This window comes from Streptomyces sp. NRRL F-4489 (genome assembly GCF_001509485.1).
Classification (GTDB): domain Bacteria; phylum Actinomycetota; class Actinomycetes; order Streptomycetales; family Streptomycetaceae; genus Streptomyces.
Window position 1 is genome coordinate 1 of record NZ_LLZI01000018.1, and the last position, 18,226, is coordinate 18,226.

15 protein-coding genes and 1 pseudogene are annotated in these 18,226 nt (G+C 74.3%); 2 read left to right on the forward strand and 14 right to left on the reverse strand.

Annotation, left to right across the window (positions count from 1 at the left end; translation table 11 throughout):
* Positions 1-1,059, forward strand: a 1,059-nt coding sequence (locus ADL22_RS03410) for a type IV secretory system conjugative DNA transfer family protein (protein WP_107116216.1), incomplete at its 5' end; no start/stop codon positions are given.
* A 34-nt stretch (positions 1,060-1,093) separates the two neighbouring features.
* On the opposite strand, the gene ADL22_RS03415 is transcribed toward ADL22_RS03410, so the two are convergent.
* From ADL22_RS03415 to ADL22_RS03480, 14 genes are all read right to left on the reverse strand, one after another.
* A complete protein-coding gene (locus tag ADL22_RS03415; protein WP_066973672.1) occupies positions 1,094-1,939 on the reverse strand; it encodes a thioesterase II family protein in 846 nt (281 codons plus the stop codon).
* Complete coding sequence (locus ADL22_RS03420; protein ID WP_079063811.1) at positions 1,929-2,750, reverse strand: SDR family NAD(P)-dependent oxidoreductase; 822 nt, start codon at positions 2,748-2,750, stop codon at positions 1,929-1,931. Before ADL22_RS03420 ends, ADL22_RS03415 begins: the two co-directional genes overlap by 11 nt.
* Positions 2,751-2,760: 10 nt before the next feature.
* The gene (locus ADL22_RS03425; RefSeq protein WP_066973674.1) at positions 2,761-3,507 is read right to left on the reverse strand and encodes a 3-oxoacyl-ACP reductase family protein; all 747 of its coding nucleotides are present in this window, start codon (positions 3,505-3,507) and stop codon (positions 2,761-2,763) included.
* A 99-nt stretch (positions 3,508-3,606) separates the two neighbouring features.
* Entirely contained in the window at positions 3,607-6,498 is a 2,892-nt protein-coding gene (locus tag ADL22_RS03430) for an aminotransferase class III-fold pyridoxal phosphate-dependent enzyme (RefSeq protein ID WP_066973676.1), read from the reverse strand.
* Between the two features lie 12 nt (positions 6,499-6,510).
* Positions 6,511-7,872, reverse strand: a complete 1,362-nt coding sequence (locus ADL22_RS03435) for a beta-ketoacyl synthase N-terminal-like domain-containing protein (RefSeq protein WP_079063812.1) — start codon at positions 7,870-7,872, stop codon at positions 6,511-6,513.
* A complete protein-coding gene (locus ADL22_RS03440; protein WP_066973679.1) occupies positions 7,862-9,157 on the reverse strand; it encodes a beta-ketoacyl-[acyl-carrier-protein] synthase family protein in 1,296 nt (431 codons plus the stop codon). The genes ADL22_RS03435 and ADL22_RS03440 overlap by 11 nt, the downstream gene beginning before the upstream one ends.
* Positions 9,154-10,311: a beta-ketoacyl synthase N-terminal-like domain-containing protein gene (locus ADL22_RS03445; RefSeq protein ID WP_066973681.1), complete on the reverse strand. Its 1,158-nt coding sequence runs from the start codon at positions 10,309-10,311 to the stop codon at positions 9,154-9,156. Before ADL22_RS03445 ends, ADL22_RS03440 begins: the two co-directional genes overlap by 4 nt.
* Complete coding sequence (locus ADL22_RS03450; protein ID WP_066973684.1) at positions 10,311-11,642, reverse strand: beta-ketoacyl-[acyl-carrier-protein] synthase family protein; 1,332 nt, start codon at positions 11,640-11,642, stop codon at positions 10,311-10,313. The genes ADL22_RS03445 and ADL22_RS03450 overlap by 1 nt, the downstream gene beginning before the upstream one ends.
* Positions 11,643-11,703: 61 nt before the next feature.
* Positions 11,704-12,282 (reverse strand): acyl carrier protein, encoded by a 579-nt coding sequence (locus tag ADL22_RS03455; protein WP_066973686.1) that lies wholly within the window; start codon positions 12,280-12,282, stop codon positions 11,704-11,706.
* An 879-nt stretch (positions 12,283-13,161) separates the two neighbouring features.
* A complete protein-coding gene (locus ADL22_RS03460; protein ID WP_066973688.1) occupies positions 13,162-14,427 on the reverse strand; it encodes an NAD(P)/FAD-dependent oxidoreductase in 1,266 nt (421 codons plus the stop codon).
* 3 nt (positions 14,428-14,430) lie between these two features.
* A complete protein-coding gene (locus ADL22_RS03465) occupies positions 14,431-14,622 on the reverse strand; it encodes a ferredoxin (protein ID WP_066973690.1) in 192 nt (63 codons plus the stop codon).
* A gap of 201 nt (positions 14,623-14,823) precedes the next feature.
* Complete coding sequence (locus tag ADL22_RS03470) at positions 14,824-16,011, reverse strand: cytochrome P450 family protein (RefSeq protein ID WP_066973692.1); 1,188 nt, start codon at positions 16,009-16,011, stop codon at positions 14,824-14,826.
* Positions 16,012-16,161: 150 nt separating this feature from the next.
* Complete coding sequence (locus ADL22_RS03475; RefSeq protein ID WP_066973694.1) at positions 16,162-16,806, reverse strand: TetR/AcrR family transcriptional regulator; 645 nt, start codon at positions 16,804-16,806, stop codon at positions 16,162-16,164.
* Positions 16,807-16,821: 15 nt separating this feature from the next.
* Complete coding sequence (locus ADL22_RS03480; RefSeq protein WP_066973696.1) at positions 16,822-17,847, reverse strand: saccharopine dehydrogenase; 1,026 nt, start codon at positions 17,845-17,847, stop codon at positions 16,822-16,824.
* Between the two features lie 158 nt (positions 17,848-18,005).
* Between ADL22_RS03480 and ADL22_RS03485 the strand changes: the two are divergent.
* A pseudogene (locus ADL22_RS03485) lies at positions 18,006-18,226 on the forward strand (4'-phosphopantetheinyl transferase); the annotation flags it as partial.

Sequence of the window (18,226 nt, forward strand, 5' to 3'; positions counted from 1 at the left end):
CCACCGCCCCCGCCTCCCGCGCCGACTCCGGCCCCGGCTCCCGCACCGGCCGCCCCGGCCCCGGCCCCACCCGCGCCCTCCGCCGTACCCGCACCCGCACCCACCCCCACCGGGACCGCCGAACCACCCCTCCCCCGCGTCCAGTTCGGCACCGACCGCGCCGCCCACCGGGACGCCGCACTGGCCGCCGTCGCCGCCGCCCCCGGCCCCCTGGTGCTCGCCACCACCGACCCGTCCCTGTGGGCCGAGACCAAGGACGCCCGCGCCAAACTGGGCCCCGTACTCGCCTACGACCCCACGCACCGCCTGGACACCCCGGCCCGGCTGCGCTGGTCGCCGACCGAGGGGTGTGCGGAGATCGGGACCGCCGCGGCCCGGGCGGCCGCGCTGCTGGCCCCGGTGCGCCCGGCCGCCGCCCAGGACTCGGCGGTGGCCGACGCCGCGCAGACCCTGCTGCGCTGCTGGCTGCACGCCGCCGCGCTGGACGGCCGCCCGTTCCGCCAGCTGCACCGCTGGGCGCACGCCGCGGGCGCCGCCCAGGAACCGGTGCGGATCCTGCGCACCAGCGCCAAGGCGTCGCCGGGGCAGGCCGGTGAGCTGGAGTCGGTGCTCACCGCGTACACCGAGCGCCGGGAGATGGCCAAGGAGGTGGTGGGCCGGGCGCTGACCGCGCTGTCGTCGGTCCACATCCGGGACGCCAGCACCCCGCTCCGGTCGGATTCGCTCGTTCTCGAATCATTCGCGGCCGAGGGGGGAACGCTCTACGTGGTGGGCGAGTCCATCGAGGACCCGCGCACCGACCCGGGTGCGATGCCGCTGGTCACCGCACTCCTCTCGCACGTGGTCGAGCACGGCCGCCGCATGGCCGAACGGTCATCCGCCGGCCGGCTCGACCCACCACTCACCCTCGTCCTGGACGACATCGCCGCCCTCGCCCCGCTGCCCGGTCTGCCGGGGCTGCTGGAGACGGGCCGGGAGCGCGGGCTGCTCACCCTGGCCACCCTGCGCTCCCGGGAGCAGGCCCGCGCCCGCTGGCCCCGGGGCTTCCCCACGGACTGAGGCCCCGGACCCCGCGGGCGCGCCTGACGCCCCGTCAGCGCCCGTCGGTCGCCAGGGCGCCGACCGGTCGCGGCGGCCCCGCGACCAGCGCCCCGGCCAGCTCCGCCCAGTGCTCCGTCAGGTAGAAGTGGTCGCCGCCGGGCACGACCCGCAGCCGGAAGCCGCCCGCGGTGTGCTCCCGCCAGGCGGCCGCGTCCGCGACGGGGACCAGCGGGTCCCGGTCGCCGGTGAACGCGGTGACGGGGGCGGCCGGCGGCGGCCCCGGCCGGTGCCGGTAGGTCTCCACCGCCGCGTAGTCGCTGCGCACCACCGGGAGCGCCATGGCGAGCACGTCCGGGTTGGCCAGCAGCCGGGCGTCGGTGCCGCTGGTGCGCCGCAGCTCCGCGATCAGCCCGTCGTCGTCGCGCAGGTGGACGGTGCCGCCGGGCACCCGGGACGGCGCCCAGGCGCTGGAGACGACCAGGTGCGCGGCGCCGGTGCCGGACCGTTCCAGCAGGCGGGCCACCTCGTAGGCGACGAGGGCGCCCATACTGTGCCCGAGCAGCACCAGCGGCCGGTCGGTGAGGGCCGCGACCGCCCCGGCGGCGCCGGCCGCCAGGTCGTGCAGGTCCTCCACCCGGGGCTCCCGGATCCGGTCGTTCCGGCCCGGGTACTGGACGGCCAGCACCTCGTACGGGCGGCCGCCGGCGGTGCGGGCGGCGACCGCGGTGGCCAGCGGCCGGAAGGCGCCGGCGCCGCCGCCCGCGTGCGGGAAGCAGACGATCCGGGCGGCCGCCGACCCCGGGTGCGCCGGGGCGGGCCGCAGCCGGCGCAGCCACGGGTCGGCGGCGCCGGCCGCCCGGGGCCGCGGGAGCAGAGCTGACGGAGCGTCACATCCCACGGGTGTAGCCCCCGTCGACGGTCAGCGACTGGGCCGTGATGGCAGCCGCCCGGTCGGACACCAGGAAGCCGATCAGCTCGGCCGCCTCCCGCGCCTCCACCAGCCGCCGCAGCGGGATGGACTTGCGGGCCTGGCGCAGCATCCGGGCCGGGTCGGCGCCGATCTCCTCCGCCGAGGCGGCGATCTCGCGGCGCAGCATCGGGGTGTCGATCCAGCCGGGCAGCACCGCGTTGACGGTGATGCCGCGGGACGCCAGGTCCAGGGCGAGGCCCTTGGTGTAGCCGATCAGGCCGTGCTTGGAGGCGCAGTAGGCGGTGTTGCGCATCTTGCCGGCCTTGCCGAGGATCGACGAGACGTTGACGATCCGGCCGTGGTCGGCGAGGTGTTCCAGGCAGGCGGCGGTGACGGCGAAGGTGCCGTGCAGGTTGATGTCCAGCACCCGCAGCCAGGTCTCCTCGTCGTCCGGGCCGTTCTCGTCGGCGACCCCGGCGTTGTTGACGAGGATGTGCAGCGGCCCGGCGCCGCGCAGCGCGGTGCGCAGGGCGGTGCGGACGGTGTCCCGGTCGCGCAGGTCGGCGGCGAGCGGGACGGCCTCGGCGCCCAGGTCGCCGGCTTCCTTGGTGACGTTCTCCAGCTGCTCCGCGTCCCGGTCGAGGAGGATCAGCCGGGCGGCGCCGGCCCGGGCCAGCAGCAGGGCGGTCTCGCGGCCGATGCCCTGGGCGGCGCCGGTGACCACCGCGGTCCGCCCGGCCAGCTCGCCGGGCGCGGAGGCGGGTACGGGGTCCGTTGCGGACGTATCGAGTGCGCTCATGGCCGTCCCCTCACGCCATCTTCAGGCCGCCGTCGATGTGCAGTACCTCGCCCGTGGTGTAGGTGTTGCGCGGGCCTGCGAGGTACGCCACGGCGTCGGCGATCGTCTCGGGTTCGGCGTACTTCTTCAGCAGCAGGCGGCTCATGATCTCGTCCTCGCCGTGGCTGCGGATGGTCTCGGTCATATCGGTGGTGATCACACCGGGCGCGACCGCGTTGACGAGGATGCCGCGCGGGGCCAGCTCCACCGCCATGGCCTTGGTGAACGCCTCCAGACCGCCCTTGGCGGCCGCGTAGTTGGACTGCCCGCGGCCCGGCTTGGAGGCGGCGGAGGAGGAGATGTTGACGATCCGGCCGTAGCGCTGGCGCAGCATGGCGGGCGCCACCGCCTGGACGGTGAGCATCGGGCCGACGAGGTTGGTGCGCAATACGTCCTCGATGTCCGCCAGGCTCTGGTTGACCAGGAGTTCGTCGCGGGTGATACCGGCGTTGTTGACCAGGACGTCGATCCGGCCGAACGCGGCGCGGACGTCGGCCACCAGGGCCTTGGGCACCTCGGGGTCGGCGATGTCGCCCTGGTAGACCTCGACCTTGCGGCCGAGTTTGGCGATCTGCTCGGCGGCCTGCTCGGCCTCGGCGGTGGCGCTGCGGTAGGTGAGCGCGATATCGCACCCCTGCTCCGCGAGTTTGAGGGCGATGGCGCGGCCGATGCCCCGGCTGCCGCCGGTCACCAGTGCCACCTGGCCTGCGAATTCCATGACGCTGTGGGTCCTTCCGAGGGGGATGCGGGGCGGTGCGGTGGGGGCCGGGCGCCGCCCGCGCATGGCGTGCGACGGGACGCGGGCGGCGCCCGGGGCTCACACCGAGTGGGCGCTCTTGTAGTCGGCCAGCCGCAGCCCGTGGGCGTCGGCCAGCGCGGCGATGTCGAGCACCTGGCGGCGGGTGATGTTCCCGTAGGAGTAGTGCCGGTCGATGCCGGCCAGGCCCATCAGCGCGGTCTCCGCCATGCAGGCGAAGAGCTGGCCGGCCTCCAGGAAGGCGCGGGCGGTGTGGTGCAGGCTCTCGCCGTTCGGCGTGGCGACGATGCCGCCGAGCATGTACGCCAGGTCGGGCCGCCGCTCGGCCAGGTCCGCCACGGCGTTGTTGGGCACCGCGATATCGCAGACCACCGCGTCCTGGGCGAAGTGCTCGCCGGTCAGGAACGGTTCGGGGCTGTTGGACGCGCACAGCACCAGCTGCGCGTCGCGCAGCGCGTCGGTGTCCTGGGTGACGGTCAGGAACGGGTCCTGGCCGTACCGCTCCTCCAGGTGGGCGGCGATGGCCTTGCCGCGCTCGGCGGCGTCCGCTCCCGGGCCGTCGGCCAGCCACTTGGCGATCAGCGGCTCCTCGGCCAGCCGGGCCGGGATGCCGGTCAGTTCGCCGCCCTCGGCGATCCGCTCCCAGCACTCCTGGTAGATGCCGTGGACGGTGTTCCGCAGCCGGCGCGCCGAGCCGTCCCGGCGGCTGCCGACCAGCACGATCCGGCTGAGCTTCTCGGCGAACAGCTGGCTGTAGACGGAGGCGATGTTGCCGGCCGCGCCGACCACCGCGAGGGTGGCGTCGGCGACGGTGAAGCGGTCGCGGGCGCCGCGCTCCATGGCCTGCACGCCCATGGCGACGGTCAGCGCGTTCCCGGAGGTCAGCGCGATGCCGGGGACGTCCAGGGAGGTGCAGTTGTTCGTCACGATGGAGGTGTACATGCCGAGGCCGGCGACCTCGCAGCCGTCCTCGCGGGCGGCCCGCACCCGCTCCTGGACGTCCGCCCGGATGCCGGCGACGTCCCCGGAGGCGAGGTAGCCGCCCATCTGCTCGGAGCCCACCATCAGCGGGTAGAGCGCGAACTCCACGGCGCTGCCCAGCGGGGAGTCGATCCGCACGCCCGGGTAGGGCGCGGCCTTCTTCACCGGGTCCATGCCGAGGACGAAGGCGCGCAGCGCGGCGTCGCTGAGATCGGCCAGCGCCGGGTCCACCTGCCGCAGATGGGCCGGGGTGATCAGGTGGTTGATGAACGCCACCTTGCGCACCGGCCCGGTGACCGGCCGCGGCGCGCCCTGCTCGTACTCCTCGATGGCGCCCCGGAAGTCGCGGATCTCGGCCCGCGGCTTGGGGATCGTCCGGTCGCTGGCCGGGTGGACGAGGTGCAGGGTGTCCTCGTAGCGCAGGATGCGGCAGAGCCGGTCCAGGGCGCCGCGCAGCCGCTCGATCTCCTCGTCGGCCAGGAACGCGGACGGCTGGATGCGCAGCACGTTGCCGGCGCTGCCGGTGGGCGCGATCCGGATCCGCTCCTGGCGCAGCAGGTAGCCGGAGAGGAGGTAGCCCAGCGCGCCGGTGTAGGCGCTGCCGCGCAGCACCATGGAGCGGGCGCCGGCCTGGTCGCGCAGCTGGACGCCGATGAACAGGCCCTTGCCGCGGATGTCCTCGATGATGTCCGGGTACGCCGACTTCAGGTCGGCGAGCATCTCCACCAGCCGCTCACCGCGTTCGGTGACCCGCTGGTAGAGCGCCCCGCCGTCCGCCTCCAGCATCTCGACGACCTTGCGGGCGATCGACGAGGAGAAGTCGTCCATGGCGAACGTCGAGCTGTGGATGAGGTCGAACTCGCCCTGGTAGAGCGAGCGGCGGACCAGCATCGCGGAGACCTTGGCCAGACCGCCGCCCAGCGACTTCGACAGCGCGTAGTAGTCGCCGCGCAGGCCGATCAGCGAGCTGGCGAGGAAGGCGCCGCAGCGGCCCATCCCGCTCTGCACCTCGTCGATGATCAGCGCGGTGCCGGCCTTGTTGCAGAACAGCCGGATGGCGCGGCCCTGTTCGGCGGTGAGCGCGTGGATACCGCCCTCGCCCTGCACCGGCTCGACCAGGAAGGCGGTGATGACCGGGAACTCCCGCTCCACGACCCGCACCCGCCCGTCCGCGGTCTCGGTGTCGAGCAGCACCACCCGCTCGTCCTCGGCGATCGTGTCCAGCACCTCGGGCCGGTCCATGGGGACGAAGCGGACGCGGGTGCCGAGGTTCTGGAACGGCGCGCGGAAGCCGGCGTTGTAGGTGAGCTGGACGCTGCCGACGAGCTTGCCGTGGAAGGAGCGCTCCAGCGCCAGGAACAGCGGCCGGGTGGCCAGCGCGGCGGCGTTGTGCGCGCCGATCGCGGCCAGCAGCCCGTCGATGCCCGCGGCCGGCGCGGCCTGCCCCTGGAGGGCGGGCAGCAGATACGCGTCCGGGTCGACGGTGGCGGTGCCGCGGCGGACCGCGTCCCGCGCCGCCTCCAGGTGCGCGGCGGTCTCCTCGGCCAGCGCCTGCGCCTTGCTGACGCGGACCAGCTCGGCGTGCTTGACGGCGGCCTCGATGGCCTCGGCGCCGCTGTTGCCGAAGGTGGCCAGGTACGGCTCCTTGACGCCGTTCTCGCGGCGGACCGCGTCGCTGAGCGCGGCGCCCAGCCGCCCGGCCTCGCCGCGCAGCGAGAACTGGGCGTGCACCGCCCGCCGCTGGTCCAGCAGGTCCTTGGCGTGCCCGACGATCTCGGGGTGGTTGTGGCCGAGGATCAGCGAGCCGTAGCCGCCCATCAGGTCCAGGACCGGCACCAGCTCGCCCTGGTCGTCGCGGTGGTAGAGGGTGTTGCCCTCGGCCCGCTCGTACTCCACGTCCAGCCCCAGGGCGGTGAACACCCGCCCCATCTGGGGCTGCACGTACTCGGTGAACGCTGAGGTAGCTGACATGACTGGTCTCTCCTAGACGAGGTGCGGCCGCTTGGCGAGCAGGGCGCCCGCGAACCCGTTGAAACTGCTGTGCAGGCTGAGGACGGTGTCGATCCGCCGCTTCCGGGCGGTGCCGGTGACGAAGTCGGTGCCGCCGTCCGGCGGGGCGGCCAGATGCGCGATCGGCGGCAGCTCCCCGGCCGCGAACAGGCTCGGCGCCAGGGCGAGTTCGGCCAGCGGCCCGGCGGCCCCCAGGGTGCCGGTGACCGGCCGTACGGAGCTGACCGGGACGCCGCTGTCCTTCAGCAGCGCGCGCAGCAGCTCGGCCTCGGCCGCGTCGTGGTGGACGGTGCCCTTGCCGTCCGCGAGCACCGCGCCCAGGGTGTCCGGGGTCAGGCCGTGCGCGGCCATCAGCCCGCGGGCGCTCTCGGCCAGCGCGGCCGGGCCCAGCCCGCTGTCCACGGTGGGCCGCAGGGTCGCGCCGAGGACGGTGACCAGGGGGCGGGCGCCGCGCGCGGCGGCGTCCCCGGCCCGCTCCAGGACGAGCGCCACCGCGCCCTCGGCCAGCACCGTGCCGTCCCGCCCGGCGTCGAAGCTGCGCAGCGGCGCGTCCTCCTGCGTACCGGCGGTGAGGTTGCCGGCGCGGTATTGGGCGGCGAGCTTGAGCGGTTCGTTGAAGCTGCCGGCGCCGACCACCAGGGCGGTGTCGCAGTCCCGGTTGCGGAGGCTGAACGCGGCCCGCTGGAGGGCGCCCAGCGCGGCCCCGGCGTCCTGCACGAAGGCCGCGCAGTCGCCGCGGAACCGCTGGGCGATGCTGACCAGCGCGAGGGTGTTGTTGTTCAGCGCCCGGATGACGGTGAACGGGTTGAACGTCGCGGCGTTGCCGAACGCCTCCGCCACCACCCGCGTCAGGTCCGCGCCGACCTCCGGCGAGGTGTCCGTACGGGCCCGGTCCAGGGCCTTGTGGAAGGCGGCCACGCTCAGTTCGGTGGAGTCGTCCTGGGCGACGTAGAGGCCGCGGCGCTCCTCGGGGATGGCCTGCCAGCTCTCGCCGGCCTGCCGCATGGCGTCCTCGGCGGCGAGGACGGCGTTGAAGGTGAACGCGGTGCCGAACTTGCGGAGTTTGTGGGGGACGCTGTCCCGGCTGAGCTGCTGGAGCACGTCCGGGACGTGCCCGAAGTGGGTGATCTTCCGGGAGCGGACATAGCCGTCCCGGTAGGGCGCCAGCGCCGTCCGGGACTCCCGCCACGCCGTCCACAGGGCCTCGGGCCCGCGCCCGGTGGGCAGTACGGCGCCGATACCGGTGACGACGATCGCGTCCGGGTCGAAGGCGCCGGGCACGGTGTCCGTACCGCCCTCGAGGGTCGTTGTGCTCGAAAGAGTGTCAGTGCTCATAACCACGCACCACCAGACTGGCGTTGAGGCCGCCGAAGCCGAAGGAATTGCTCACCGCCACCGCTACCTCCTGGTAGCGCGCCTTCTCCGGCACGTAGTCCAGGTCGCAGGCCGGATCCGGGTTCTCCAGATTCAGCGTGGGGGGCACGATGCCGTCCCGTACGGACAGCACGGTGGCGATCAGCTCGGGCGCACCGGCGGCGGCGATCAGATGGCCCAGCATGGTCTTGTTGGCGGTGACCGCCAGCTTCCGGTAGTGCTCGCCGGCCGCGAACACGTCCTTGATGGCCCGGGTCTCGATCGGGTCGTTCAGGGGGGTGGAGGTGCCGTGCGCGTTGATGGAGTCCACCTCGTGCGGCGCGATCTCCCCGTCCGCCAGCGCCCGGCTCATGGCCAGCGCGGCGCCGTGGCCCTCCGGGTGCGGGGCGGTGACCTGGTAGGCGTCCAGCGAGCTGCCGAAACCCGCCAGTTCGGCGTAGACCGGCGCACCGCGGCGGCGCGCGCTCTCCTCGCTCTCCAGCACCAGCATCGCCGCGCCCTCGGCCGCCACCAGCCCGCTGCGGTCCCGGTCGAAGGCCCGGCACAGCCGGTCCCCGAACAGCTCCGAGGTGGACGGCGCGCCCAGCAGGTGCAGCCCGGTCATGGTCGGCAGGTTGAGCACCGAGTCGGCGCCGCCCACCACCATCGCGTCCACCTCGCCGCGCCGGATCATCCGGAAGCCGTGGCCGATGGCGTGGGTGGCGCCGGCGCAGGCGGTGGAGAAGTTCAGCGCCGGGCCGCGCAGCCGGTGGCGGGCGGCGATCCCGGCGGCCAGCGCGTCGTTGGTGCAGAACAGGCCGCTGGCCCGGTCCAGCAGGGCGCGCCGCTCCAGCAGCGTCCCCCAGCCGGGCCGCCCGTCCTCGCCGACCGCGTGCAGCAGCTCGTACGGGTCGCGCTCGGGGACGCCGGAGCCGACGGCGGTGCCGATCCGGCCCACCGCGCCCGCCGGGCCCGTCCCGTCCGCGGCGTCCAGGCCGGCGTCGGCCAGCGCCTGGGCGGCCGCGGCCAGCCCGAAGCGGGTACGCCGCTCCAGCGGCCCGTCCAGGCCCTCTCCGGCCCCGTAGCGGGCGGCGAACGCGGCGTCGTCCACGGGCGCCGCGTAGCGCACCGGGAAGTCGTCCACACCGGGCAGCCGCCAGGGGCGGATCGCCGACCGGCCCGCGGTCAGGCCCTCCCAGACGGTCTGCCAGTCGAGCCCCAGTCCGCAGACGGCGCCCAGTCCGGTCACCACCACGCGGCGGCTCATGTCCCGGCTCCTTCCAGTACGGCGGCGCACACCTGGCCGCGTGCGCCGCAGGCCAGCACCAGTGCCCGGGGGGCGGGCAGCGGCTCCTCGCGGACCGCGCCGCCGTCGGCGGCCAGCCGCCGCCCGGTGGCCAGCCCGTGGAGCGCCAGCAGGGTGTGCGCCAGGGGGTGGGCGGGGCCGAGCACCCCGGTGGCGCGCTCGGCGGTGAACGGGGCGGGCCGCTGCCCGACCCCCGCGAACACCCGGTCCAGCGCGGCCTCCTGGGCCCGTGCGGCCTCCGCCGACCAGGCGCTGTCGGGCAGCACCCAGCCGATCCCGGCGGCGTCCGTCCCGGCCGCCTCCAGCGCCGCGTGGACGGCCTCGGCGATCGCGGCGGCCCGGTCCTCCCCGGCGGCCCCGAAGGCCCGCCCGTAGCCGGCCAGCCGCGCCCCGGGAGCGCCGTCCCCGGCCCGCTGGGCGAGCAGGAACGCCGCGCCCTCCCCGGGCACCGCCCCGTTCCACCCCAGCTCCTCGTACTGGACGTAGAGCAGCGGATGGACCTTCGGGCTCACGGCGCCGATCAGCGCCGCCTCGTTCTCGCCCTCGGCGACCGACAGCACCCCGTCGATCAGCGCGGTCAGGCCCGCGTCGGAGAACGGCGAGTACGCGGCCATCGCCCCGGTCAGCCCGCACACCGCGGAGATGTGCGCGGCGGCGGTGCTGTTGAGGTGCGACAGCCCGCTGAACGGCGGCACCTCGCGGCCGTAGAGCGCGGCGACCTCACCGGGCGACTCGGCGGCCTTGTGCAGCCGCTCCAGCGCCTCGAAGCGCAGTAACTCCTCGTCCACCGTGGGCAGTCCGAGGTACAGGCCCCAGCCGGGGCCGCCCACCGGGCCGCGCTCCGAGGGGCCGGCCAGCGCCAGCCGCGCCCCGTGGAGCGCCATCCGGGCCTGCTTCTCCGAGGTGCGCAGCACCCTGCGGTGCACCCCGAGGGTGGCCGCGTCCGGGTCGTCCACCAGGAACGCGGTGCGCTCCTCGGGCCACGGCCCGGTCAGCGCCTCCACCGGGCGCCGGGTGTCCTTGCCGGCCACCAGGGCCGCCCACAGGTCATCGGGCCCGGTACCGGCCGCGGTGTACAGGCCGGGCGCGGTCAACCGCACGTCATGGGTCGCCATCAGCGCGCTCCCCCCGCCCCGGCCAGGATCAGCGAGCAGTTCTGGCCGCCGAAGCCGAACGAGTTGGACAGCACCGCGGTCACCCGCGCCGGGCGCCGCTCGGTGACGACGTCCAGCCCGGCGGTCACCTCGTCCGGCTCGGTGAAGTTCAGCGTCGGCAGCAGCGTCTGCCGCTGGAGGCTGAGCACCGACAGCACCGCCTCGACGGCGCCGCTGTTGGCCAGCGAGTGGCCCAGGGCGGACTTGTTGCCGGTGACCGGCAGCCGGGCCGCGCGCTCCCCGAAGACGGTGTGCAGCGCGGCCGCCTCGCAGGCGTCGTTGGCCTGGGTGGCGGTGCCGTGCGCGTTGATGTGGTCGATGGCGTCCGGGGCCAGCCCGGCGTCGGCCAGCGCCGCCCGCATGCACTCGGCGTAGTCCGAGCCGTCCCGCGAGCTGGACGTCATCTTCACCGCCTCGGTCACCCCGGCGTACCCGGCGACGGTGGCCAGGATGCGGGCGCCGCGCGCCTCGGCGTGCGCCCGGGACTCCAGGACGAGGAAGGCCGCGCCGTCCCCGATGACGAAGCCGTTGCGGTCCTTGTCGAACGGGCGGCTGATCTCCGCCGGCTCCCGGCCGTCCACGGGCGCCAGCGCGCCCACCCCGTGGAACGCGGTGACCGCGGCCAGCGTGGTCAGGCTCTCCGCGCCGCCGGCCAGCGCCACGTCCAGGGCGCCGCTGCGGATGTAGCGGTACGCGCTGCCGATCGCCATCCCGCCGGCCGCGCAGGCGTCCGCGTGGGTCTCCAGGACGCCGGCCGCGCCGAAGTAGTCGGCGAGCGCGGCGGTGGCGGTGTCCGGCTGGACCCGCTCGTGGCGCCCGTCCAGGCCGCCGTCCGTCCCGTCCGCGCCGGTCCGCTCCAGGTAGCCGTCCAGGTCCAGGACCCCGGCCTCGTGGTCGATGTGGCCGGCCAGCGCGGTGAGTTCGGCCGGCTCCATCAGCATCCGGTTGCAGGCCAGGAACACGCCGCCGCGGTCGGACTCCAGCCGCCGCGGCAGACCGCTGCGCTCCCACGCCTGGGCGGCGGCGTGCCAGGCCAGGACGCCGGCCGGCCCCAGCGGCCCGGCCTCGTCCGGCAGCGCCTCGGCCAGCCGCCGCCAGACCTCGGGGTCGATGTGCGCCGAGACGGCGCAGGGGACGCCCCACTCCGCGTGGCGCGGGTGCTCGGTGATGAGCGTGCGCCCTTCCGCGAGGTGGTCGAACAGGGCCTCCGGGTCGGTCAGGTGTCCGGCGACGAGACCGACACCGGTCACCACGACCTCGTGTCCGGCCCTGCTGGGTTCAAGGGGTGTCACTTGCTTTCCTTTCGCACGACGCGCACGACGGGGGACGGCTGTGGCCACCGGCCGCCGCGCGTCAGCCGACGGGCTGCGCGTCCCCGAGGGCGGCCAGCGCGGCGCGGACGCCCTCGGCCATCACCTCGTCGCCGGTGGCCGCCTCCAGCGCGGCCCCGCAGCCGGCGCAGACCGCCTTGCCGGACACCGCGAGCTCGGCCTTGTCGGCGCCGCACTCGGTGCAGTTCTCCGGCAGGTGGTCGAAGATCGCGTGGGTGAACGCGGCCCAGTTCGCGCTGGTGGCCGCCGCGGCGACCTCGTACGGCCGCAGCCCGGCGTGGACCTGCTCCGCGGTGTAGTCGAACGCGCTGCGGCGCAGCACCTCGGCGGCCAGTTCGGTGATCCCGCCGCGCTCGTCGTAGAGCCGCTCGGAGCCGCCGAGGGCGTTGGCGAGCTGGTCCAGGACATTCGACTTCGGCAGCGCCACGCCGAGCTTGGTCTCCATTTCGAAACGGAATTCGACCAGGTCCAGGGATTCCGCGCCGAGGTCGCCGACCAGCGTGGCGTCCGGGGTGATCTCGTCGGCGCCGGTGCCCAGGACCTGCGCGAGTCCTTCCCGGACGATGTCGTGGATCTGCTCGGCCTGATACGGATTCTGCATCGTTCACTCCTCGTTTGAGAGCACGCTTGAGCCCGCTGGACGCCAACCATTGCCCGGGCACAAGAATTCCCGGAAAACGGCAGCGGAAATTAAGCGGAGGGAGCCGTCACGCCGTACGCCGACCACCCGGAATGCCCGGGGTGCAGGGAAAGCACGGCACGGTGAGCCCGTTTATCGGCAAGCCTCGATGACGGCACGCGGAATTCGCCGGGGCGTTTGCCGGCGCCGGCCGCCGTTCGATGAATACGTGGATGGAATGCCCGATCAAGGCATGACAAGTCGCCCTGGAAAGGGGTGACCCGGCCCGCGGGCACAAGAGAAGGGGTGTACTTCCGTAATGCGGGAGTCCCCGGCTTCAGACACCTTTGGAGGTGCTACACATGACCATTCCCCCGAAACAAAAGAATCCCCCGGAACATGCTGGCACATAACCGGTCCCGCGTCTTCGGCGGACACGTCGTCGTGCCGCCCGCAAGCCCGTCCGCCTCAACCGGAGGCGCGATAAAAACGTTACCAGAGCCATCCGGGAGCGTCACTCATTTGTGCGATAGGTCACGTGACCCAGAGCGCCCAAGAAAGGGTCAGCCATAATAGTTCCGTGGTAATGGCAAAATTAACGTGGCATTCACACTACCCGGTTTCGGTGTCCCGCCGCAGGACAGCGGCCGTTACCGCCCGTAAGTGCGGGCCGTGCGCCACTCCTATTCGGCCACGGCCGCCGAAATCCGGCCATCATCGGCCGCCCCGGACGGTCCTTTTCCGGCCAGCCGCCCTCCGACCGGCTCCGTTCCGGCCGGTTCCGCCCCCGGCCGCGCCCCGCCCACCCGCTCCCCGTCCACCCGCTCCCCCTCGGCCCGCGCCCGATCAGTTCGCGCCCGATCAGCTCGCGCCGCTTTCCGCCCGCTCCCCGTCCGCCCGGTCCCCCTCCTCCTGGAGCCGCCGCGCGTACCCCGCCAGCCGCTTCCCCAGATTCACACTCACCGCACCGACCAGCCGGTCCGCCCGGTAGTGCGCCTCCACCACCTTCTCCGACCCCGGCTCACCCTCCTCGGCGACCACCCGGTCCCCGGTCCCCGGCAGCCCCACCGACTTGATCCGCAGCCCGAACGCCGACGTCCAGAACGACGGCATATGGTCATACGCCTCGGCCGCCGCCGGCCCGGCCAGCAGATTCGCCGCCGCCAGCTCGCCCTGCGCCGCCGCGTTGCTCCAGTGCTCCAGCGGAACGGGCCCGTCCGCCGACCGCACCGCATCGCACCACGCCACGTCCCCGGCCACCACGATCCGCGGGTCCGCCGCCCCGGCCGTCCCGTCCGCCTCCGCCGTACGCGCGAACAGCCGTGCGTCGCAGTGCACCCGCCCGCCCGGCAGCGCCAGCCCGGCCCCGGCCAGCCAGCCGGTCGCCGGCACCATCCCGATGGCCACCACCACCAGCTCCGCCGGCAGTTCGCTCCCATCGGCCAGCACCACCGCGCCGACCCGCCCGGCGCCCCGCTCGCCGCCTCGCTCCCCGGCCGTACGGAATCCGGTCACCGCCGTCCCCAGCCGCAGCCCGACCCCGGCCCGGCGCGCCGCCGCCGCGACCACGTCCGGCACCGACCCGCCCAGCGCCCGCAGCGGCCGCCCGAACGGCTCGACCAGCGTCACCCGCACCCCGAGCCCCAGCCCGGCCAGCGACGACGCCAGCTCCACCCCCACGAAACCGGCCCCGACGATCACCACCTCACGCGCTCCGCCGTCCACCGCCGCCCGCAGCGCCCGGACGTCCGCCAGCCCGCGCACCGTCAGCACCCCGGCCGGCACCTCCCCGGGCCAGGCCCGCGCCTGCGCCCCGGTCGCCACCACCAGCCCGTCGTACGGCACTTCGGTGCCATCGGCCAGCCGCACCCGGCGCCGCGCGCGGTCCAGCCCCGCGGCCGCCGTGCCCCGGATCCAGCGGGCGCCGAAATCCTCCGCGCCCGCCAGCCGGATATCGGCCTCCGCCAGCGTCCCGGCCACCACCTGCTTGGTCAACGGCGGACGGTCGTACGGAAGTTCCGCCTCGTCCGACACCACCGTCAGCGCGCCGTCGAAACCGCGCGCCCGCAGCGATTCGCCGGCCCGCACACCCGCCAGGCCCGCGCCCACCACGACGACCTCGCGCACCGCTCAGGCCCCCTCGACCGAGATCGCCCGCACCGGGCAGGCCCGCGCCGCCGCGGCCACCTTGCCCGCCAGCTCCGGCGCCGGGTCCGCCGCCACCTCCAGCTCCTCGTCGTCGTTCAGCGCGAAGACCTCCGGGGCCACCAGCGCGCACTGCCCCAGCCCGTCGCACAGCTCGTAATCGACCGTGATCCGCACAGCCCTCTCCCCCAACTCACCGATGGAAACAATCCGTTGACACGGCAGCCCGGCACCCCGCCGCACTCACCGCCGCACGGCGCCGGGCACCGACACGAAACCCGGGCCCGGCGCCCGTACGAATCCCGGCGCCCGCACCAAGTCCAGCGCCCGGCGCCCGGCGCCCCTACGGCATCAACCGACGCCGTCACGCGCTACGCGTCACTCCACCTCACGCGCGTACCGCAGCGGCAGCTCCTCCAGCCCACGGATCGCGTCCGAGGCCAGCCACCGCACCTCCCCGGCCGGCACCGCCAGCTCCAGCACCGGGAAGCGGTCCAGGATCTCCGCCAGCGCGATCGTCGCCTCCTGCCGGGCCAGCCGCTGCCCCAGGCAGAAGTGCGGCCCCATCCCGAACGCGACGTGCTGCGCGGTCGCCCGCCCGATGTCGAAGGTGTGCCCGTCCTCCCGGATCTCCGGGTCGCGGTTGGCCGCGTTCAGCAGGAACCGCACCAGCTCGCCCTTGCGGATGGTGACCCCGCCGGCCTCGATGTCCTCCAGCGCCACCCGGTTCACGGTGGTCATCGCCGACCCCCGGAACCGCAGCGCCTCCTCCACCGCCTGGCCCACCAGCGACCGGTCCGCCCGCAGCGCGGCCAGCTGCTCCGGATGCGTCAGCAGCTCATGCAACGCGTTGGCCAGCAGATTCGTCACCGTGTCATGGCCGGCGATGAGCAGCACCGCGGCGAACGACGACAGCTCCTCGTCACTCAGCCCGGTCCCGTCCTCGAACCGCGCCGCGATCAGCTCGCTGAGCAGGTCCTCCGTCGGCCGCTCCCGCTTCGCGCCGATCAGCCCGATGCAGTACGCGAACAGCTCGCCCGCCGAGGTCTGCATCGCCTCCAGCGACGGCGCCGCCGAGATGTCCATCGCCCACTTCCGGAACGGGTCCCGGTCCTCGCCCGGCACCCCCAGCAGATCGCAGATCACCTCCAGCGGCATCGGATAGGTGAACGCGTCGATGAAGTCGGCCGTCCCGCTGTCGCCCAGCTTGTCCAGCAGCTGCCGGGTGATCTCGGTGATCCGCGGCTCCAGCTGCCGCACCGCCTTGGACGCGAACGCCGCCGTCACCAGCCGCCGGTAGCGGGCGTGCCCCGGATCGTCCTGCTCCAGCAGCATCACCTGGAGCCCCTGGACCAGCGCCCCGTGCGGCGCGTGCGTGTGCACGTCGTTGGACAGCCGCGGATCGCTCAGCAGCTCCCGGGTCAGCGCCGCGCCCAGCACCGTCCAGGTCTCCTGCTCGTTCAGCTGCCGGGTACGGATGATCGAATGCTCCGCGGACAGCCGGGCCAGCTCCCGCTCCAGGTCCGCCGACGACGCCAGCGCGGCCAGATCGATACTTTCGGACATGACGAACTCCCCCTAGGTGAAACACTGATGACGGCCGCCGGCCCACCCGCGGCTGCACACCGCGCCCTGGGCCGGCCGGCCCGGAGAAAACCGCCCCGGACACCGGCGTCCGGCAGGCGGATCACGAACGAACGCCCCGCGGCGGACTGTTCAGTCCCGGAGCAACTGCACGGCCTGCTGCGCGAGTTGGGTATCCATCGCGCCCGACCGGCTCCCGGCGATCCCCGACCGCATCAGGGCCGCCCCCTCGACCAGTGCCACGAACGTCTCGGCCCGCGCCCGGCAGAACTCGGCGGACCACTCCGGCCGCCCCTGCTGCACGAACGCCTCCACATGCGCCACGTACTTGCGGTAGAACGCGCGGACCACCTCGGCGATCTCGTCGTCCCGCGCCGCCAGCGCCCACACCTCGACATACAGCCGGACCAGCTGCGGGTCCTCCTGCTCGGCCAGCACCACCGCCACCACCTCGGCGGGGTCGGCCCGGCCGCCCTCCGGCACCTCGATGACCGACGGGTCGGCGCTGTCCATCTGCAGGCCCGTGGTCTCCGCGAGCCGCTCCAGCGAGCGGTCCAGCGCCCGCTCCAGTACGGCCTTTATCAAGTCCGCCCGGGTCGGGAAGTAGTGCTGCAGGTGCCCGACCCGTACGCCCGCCTCACCGGCGATGGCCCGCAGCGAGGCGTCCGCGTTGCCCTTGGCGATCAGGACGGTCTCGGCGGCGTCCAGCAGACTCGTCCGCCGCAGGCTCCCCTGCCGGGTCAGCTGCGGCTTGCCGCCGCCCTTCTCCTCACTCATGGCACCGTTCCCCGCTCATGACACCGCGACCTCGACCCCGGCCTTCTCCAGCGCGGCGATGACATCCTGCGGCGCCGGCGTCATCTCGGGGAAGACCAGCCCGGTGGGCGCCGCCGCGCCGTCCGCGCCGAGCACCCGGCGCAGCCCCAGCAGCCCGCCCAGCGCGGTCAGATGCGCCTGACCGGCCGGATCCTTGACCACCGCGGTACGGGTCTCCCCGCCCTTGCCCCGCACGTCGATCCGCAGCAGCGCGCTGCCGCCCTCACCCGGCGAGTACAGCATCGACCGCCGCGTCTTCTCGAACGAGTCGCCCCGGCCCCACCGGAAGAACCCGGTCTTCTTCAGCGCCAGCAGCGTGGACGTGGAGGAGTTGGCGCTGAACCCGATCCGGGTGATCGCCGTGTCCACCCCCAGCACCAGCGGCAGCGTGAACTGCTCGGGCGTGTCGATCCGCGCCACCTTCGTCCGGTGCCCGCCGATGTCCACGAACCCGGCCTCGCTCAGCGGCATGATCGTCCGCCGCCGGCCGTCCTCCACGACCTCGTAGTCCAGCCCGAGCCGGTCCATGAACTCCACGGAGTCCGTACCGGCCCGGTCCTTCAGGTCGTAGCGGATCGCGATCCGCACCTTCGACGCGCCGCCCAGCTCCGCCGCCAGCGCCGCGGTGACCAGCGCGCTCACCCCGCCCATCCAGCTGGACGACAGCAGCACCGGCGCCTTCGGCGGATGCACCGCGGCGACCGCCGTGGCCCGCTGGAGCCGCGCCGTCCACCGCGTGATGTCGACATACGGCACCCCGCCCCGGATGGCGGCCAGCAGCACCCGGTCGTCCGGGTCGTTCACCGTGCTGATCACCGCCCGGACCTTCGCCGAGAACGGCTCCGGATCACTCAGGTCCCAGCGCCGCACCTCGGCCCCGACCTCCTCGGCCAGGGCCTTCCCGCGCTCGGGCGTACGCCCGGTCAGCAGCAGCGGCCAGGAGGGGGCGGCGAGCCGGGTCAGATCGCCGCCGACGGTTCCGTAACCGCCGACCACGAGCACCGGACCATTCACATCAAGCTGGAGGTCATCGTCCACACCCCCGACATTAGGTCACGTGACCTAGAAACTCAACGATCACCCCTGTCGCCCGCATCACATACAGTCGTCCCCCGACACCCCGTCTCCTTCCCTCCCGCTACGAGGAGTTGAGCCGCCCCATGCTCATCGAGCACGTCCTCCCCCCGCACGCCCTCGGCGAGGACGCCCTCGGTGACCCGCCCGCCACCGCGCCCACCGGCCTCTTCCCCATCGAGGAACGCGAGATCGCCAAGGCCGGCGCCAAACGCCGCAGCGAATTCACCACCGCCCGCCAGTGCGCCCACCGCGCCCTGTCCCGCCTGGGCCTCCCGCCGACCCCGGTCCCCCCGGGCCCCACCGG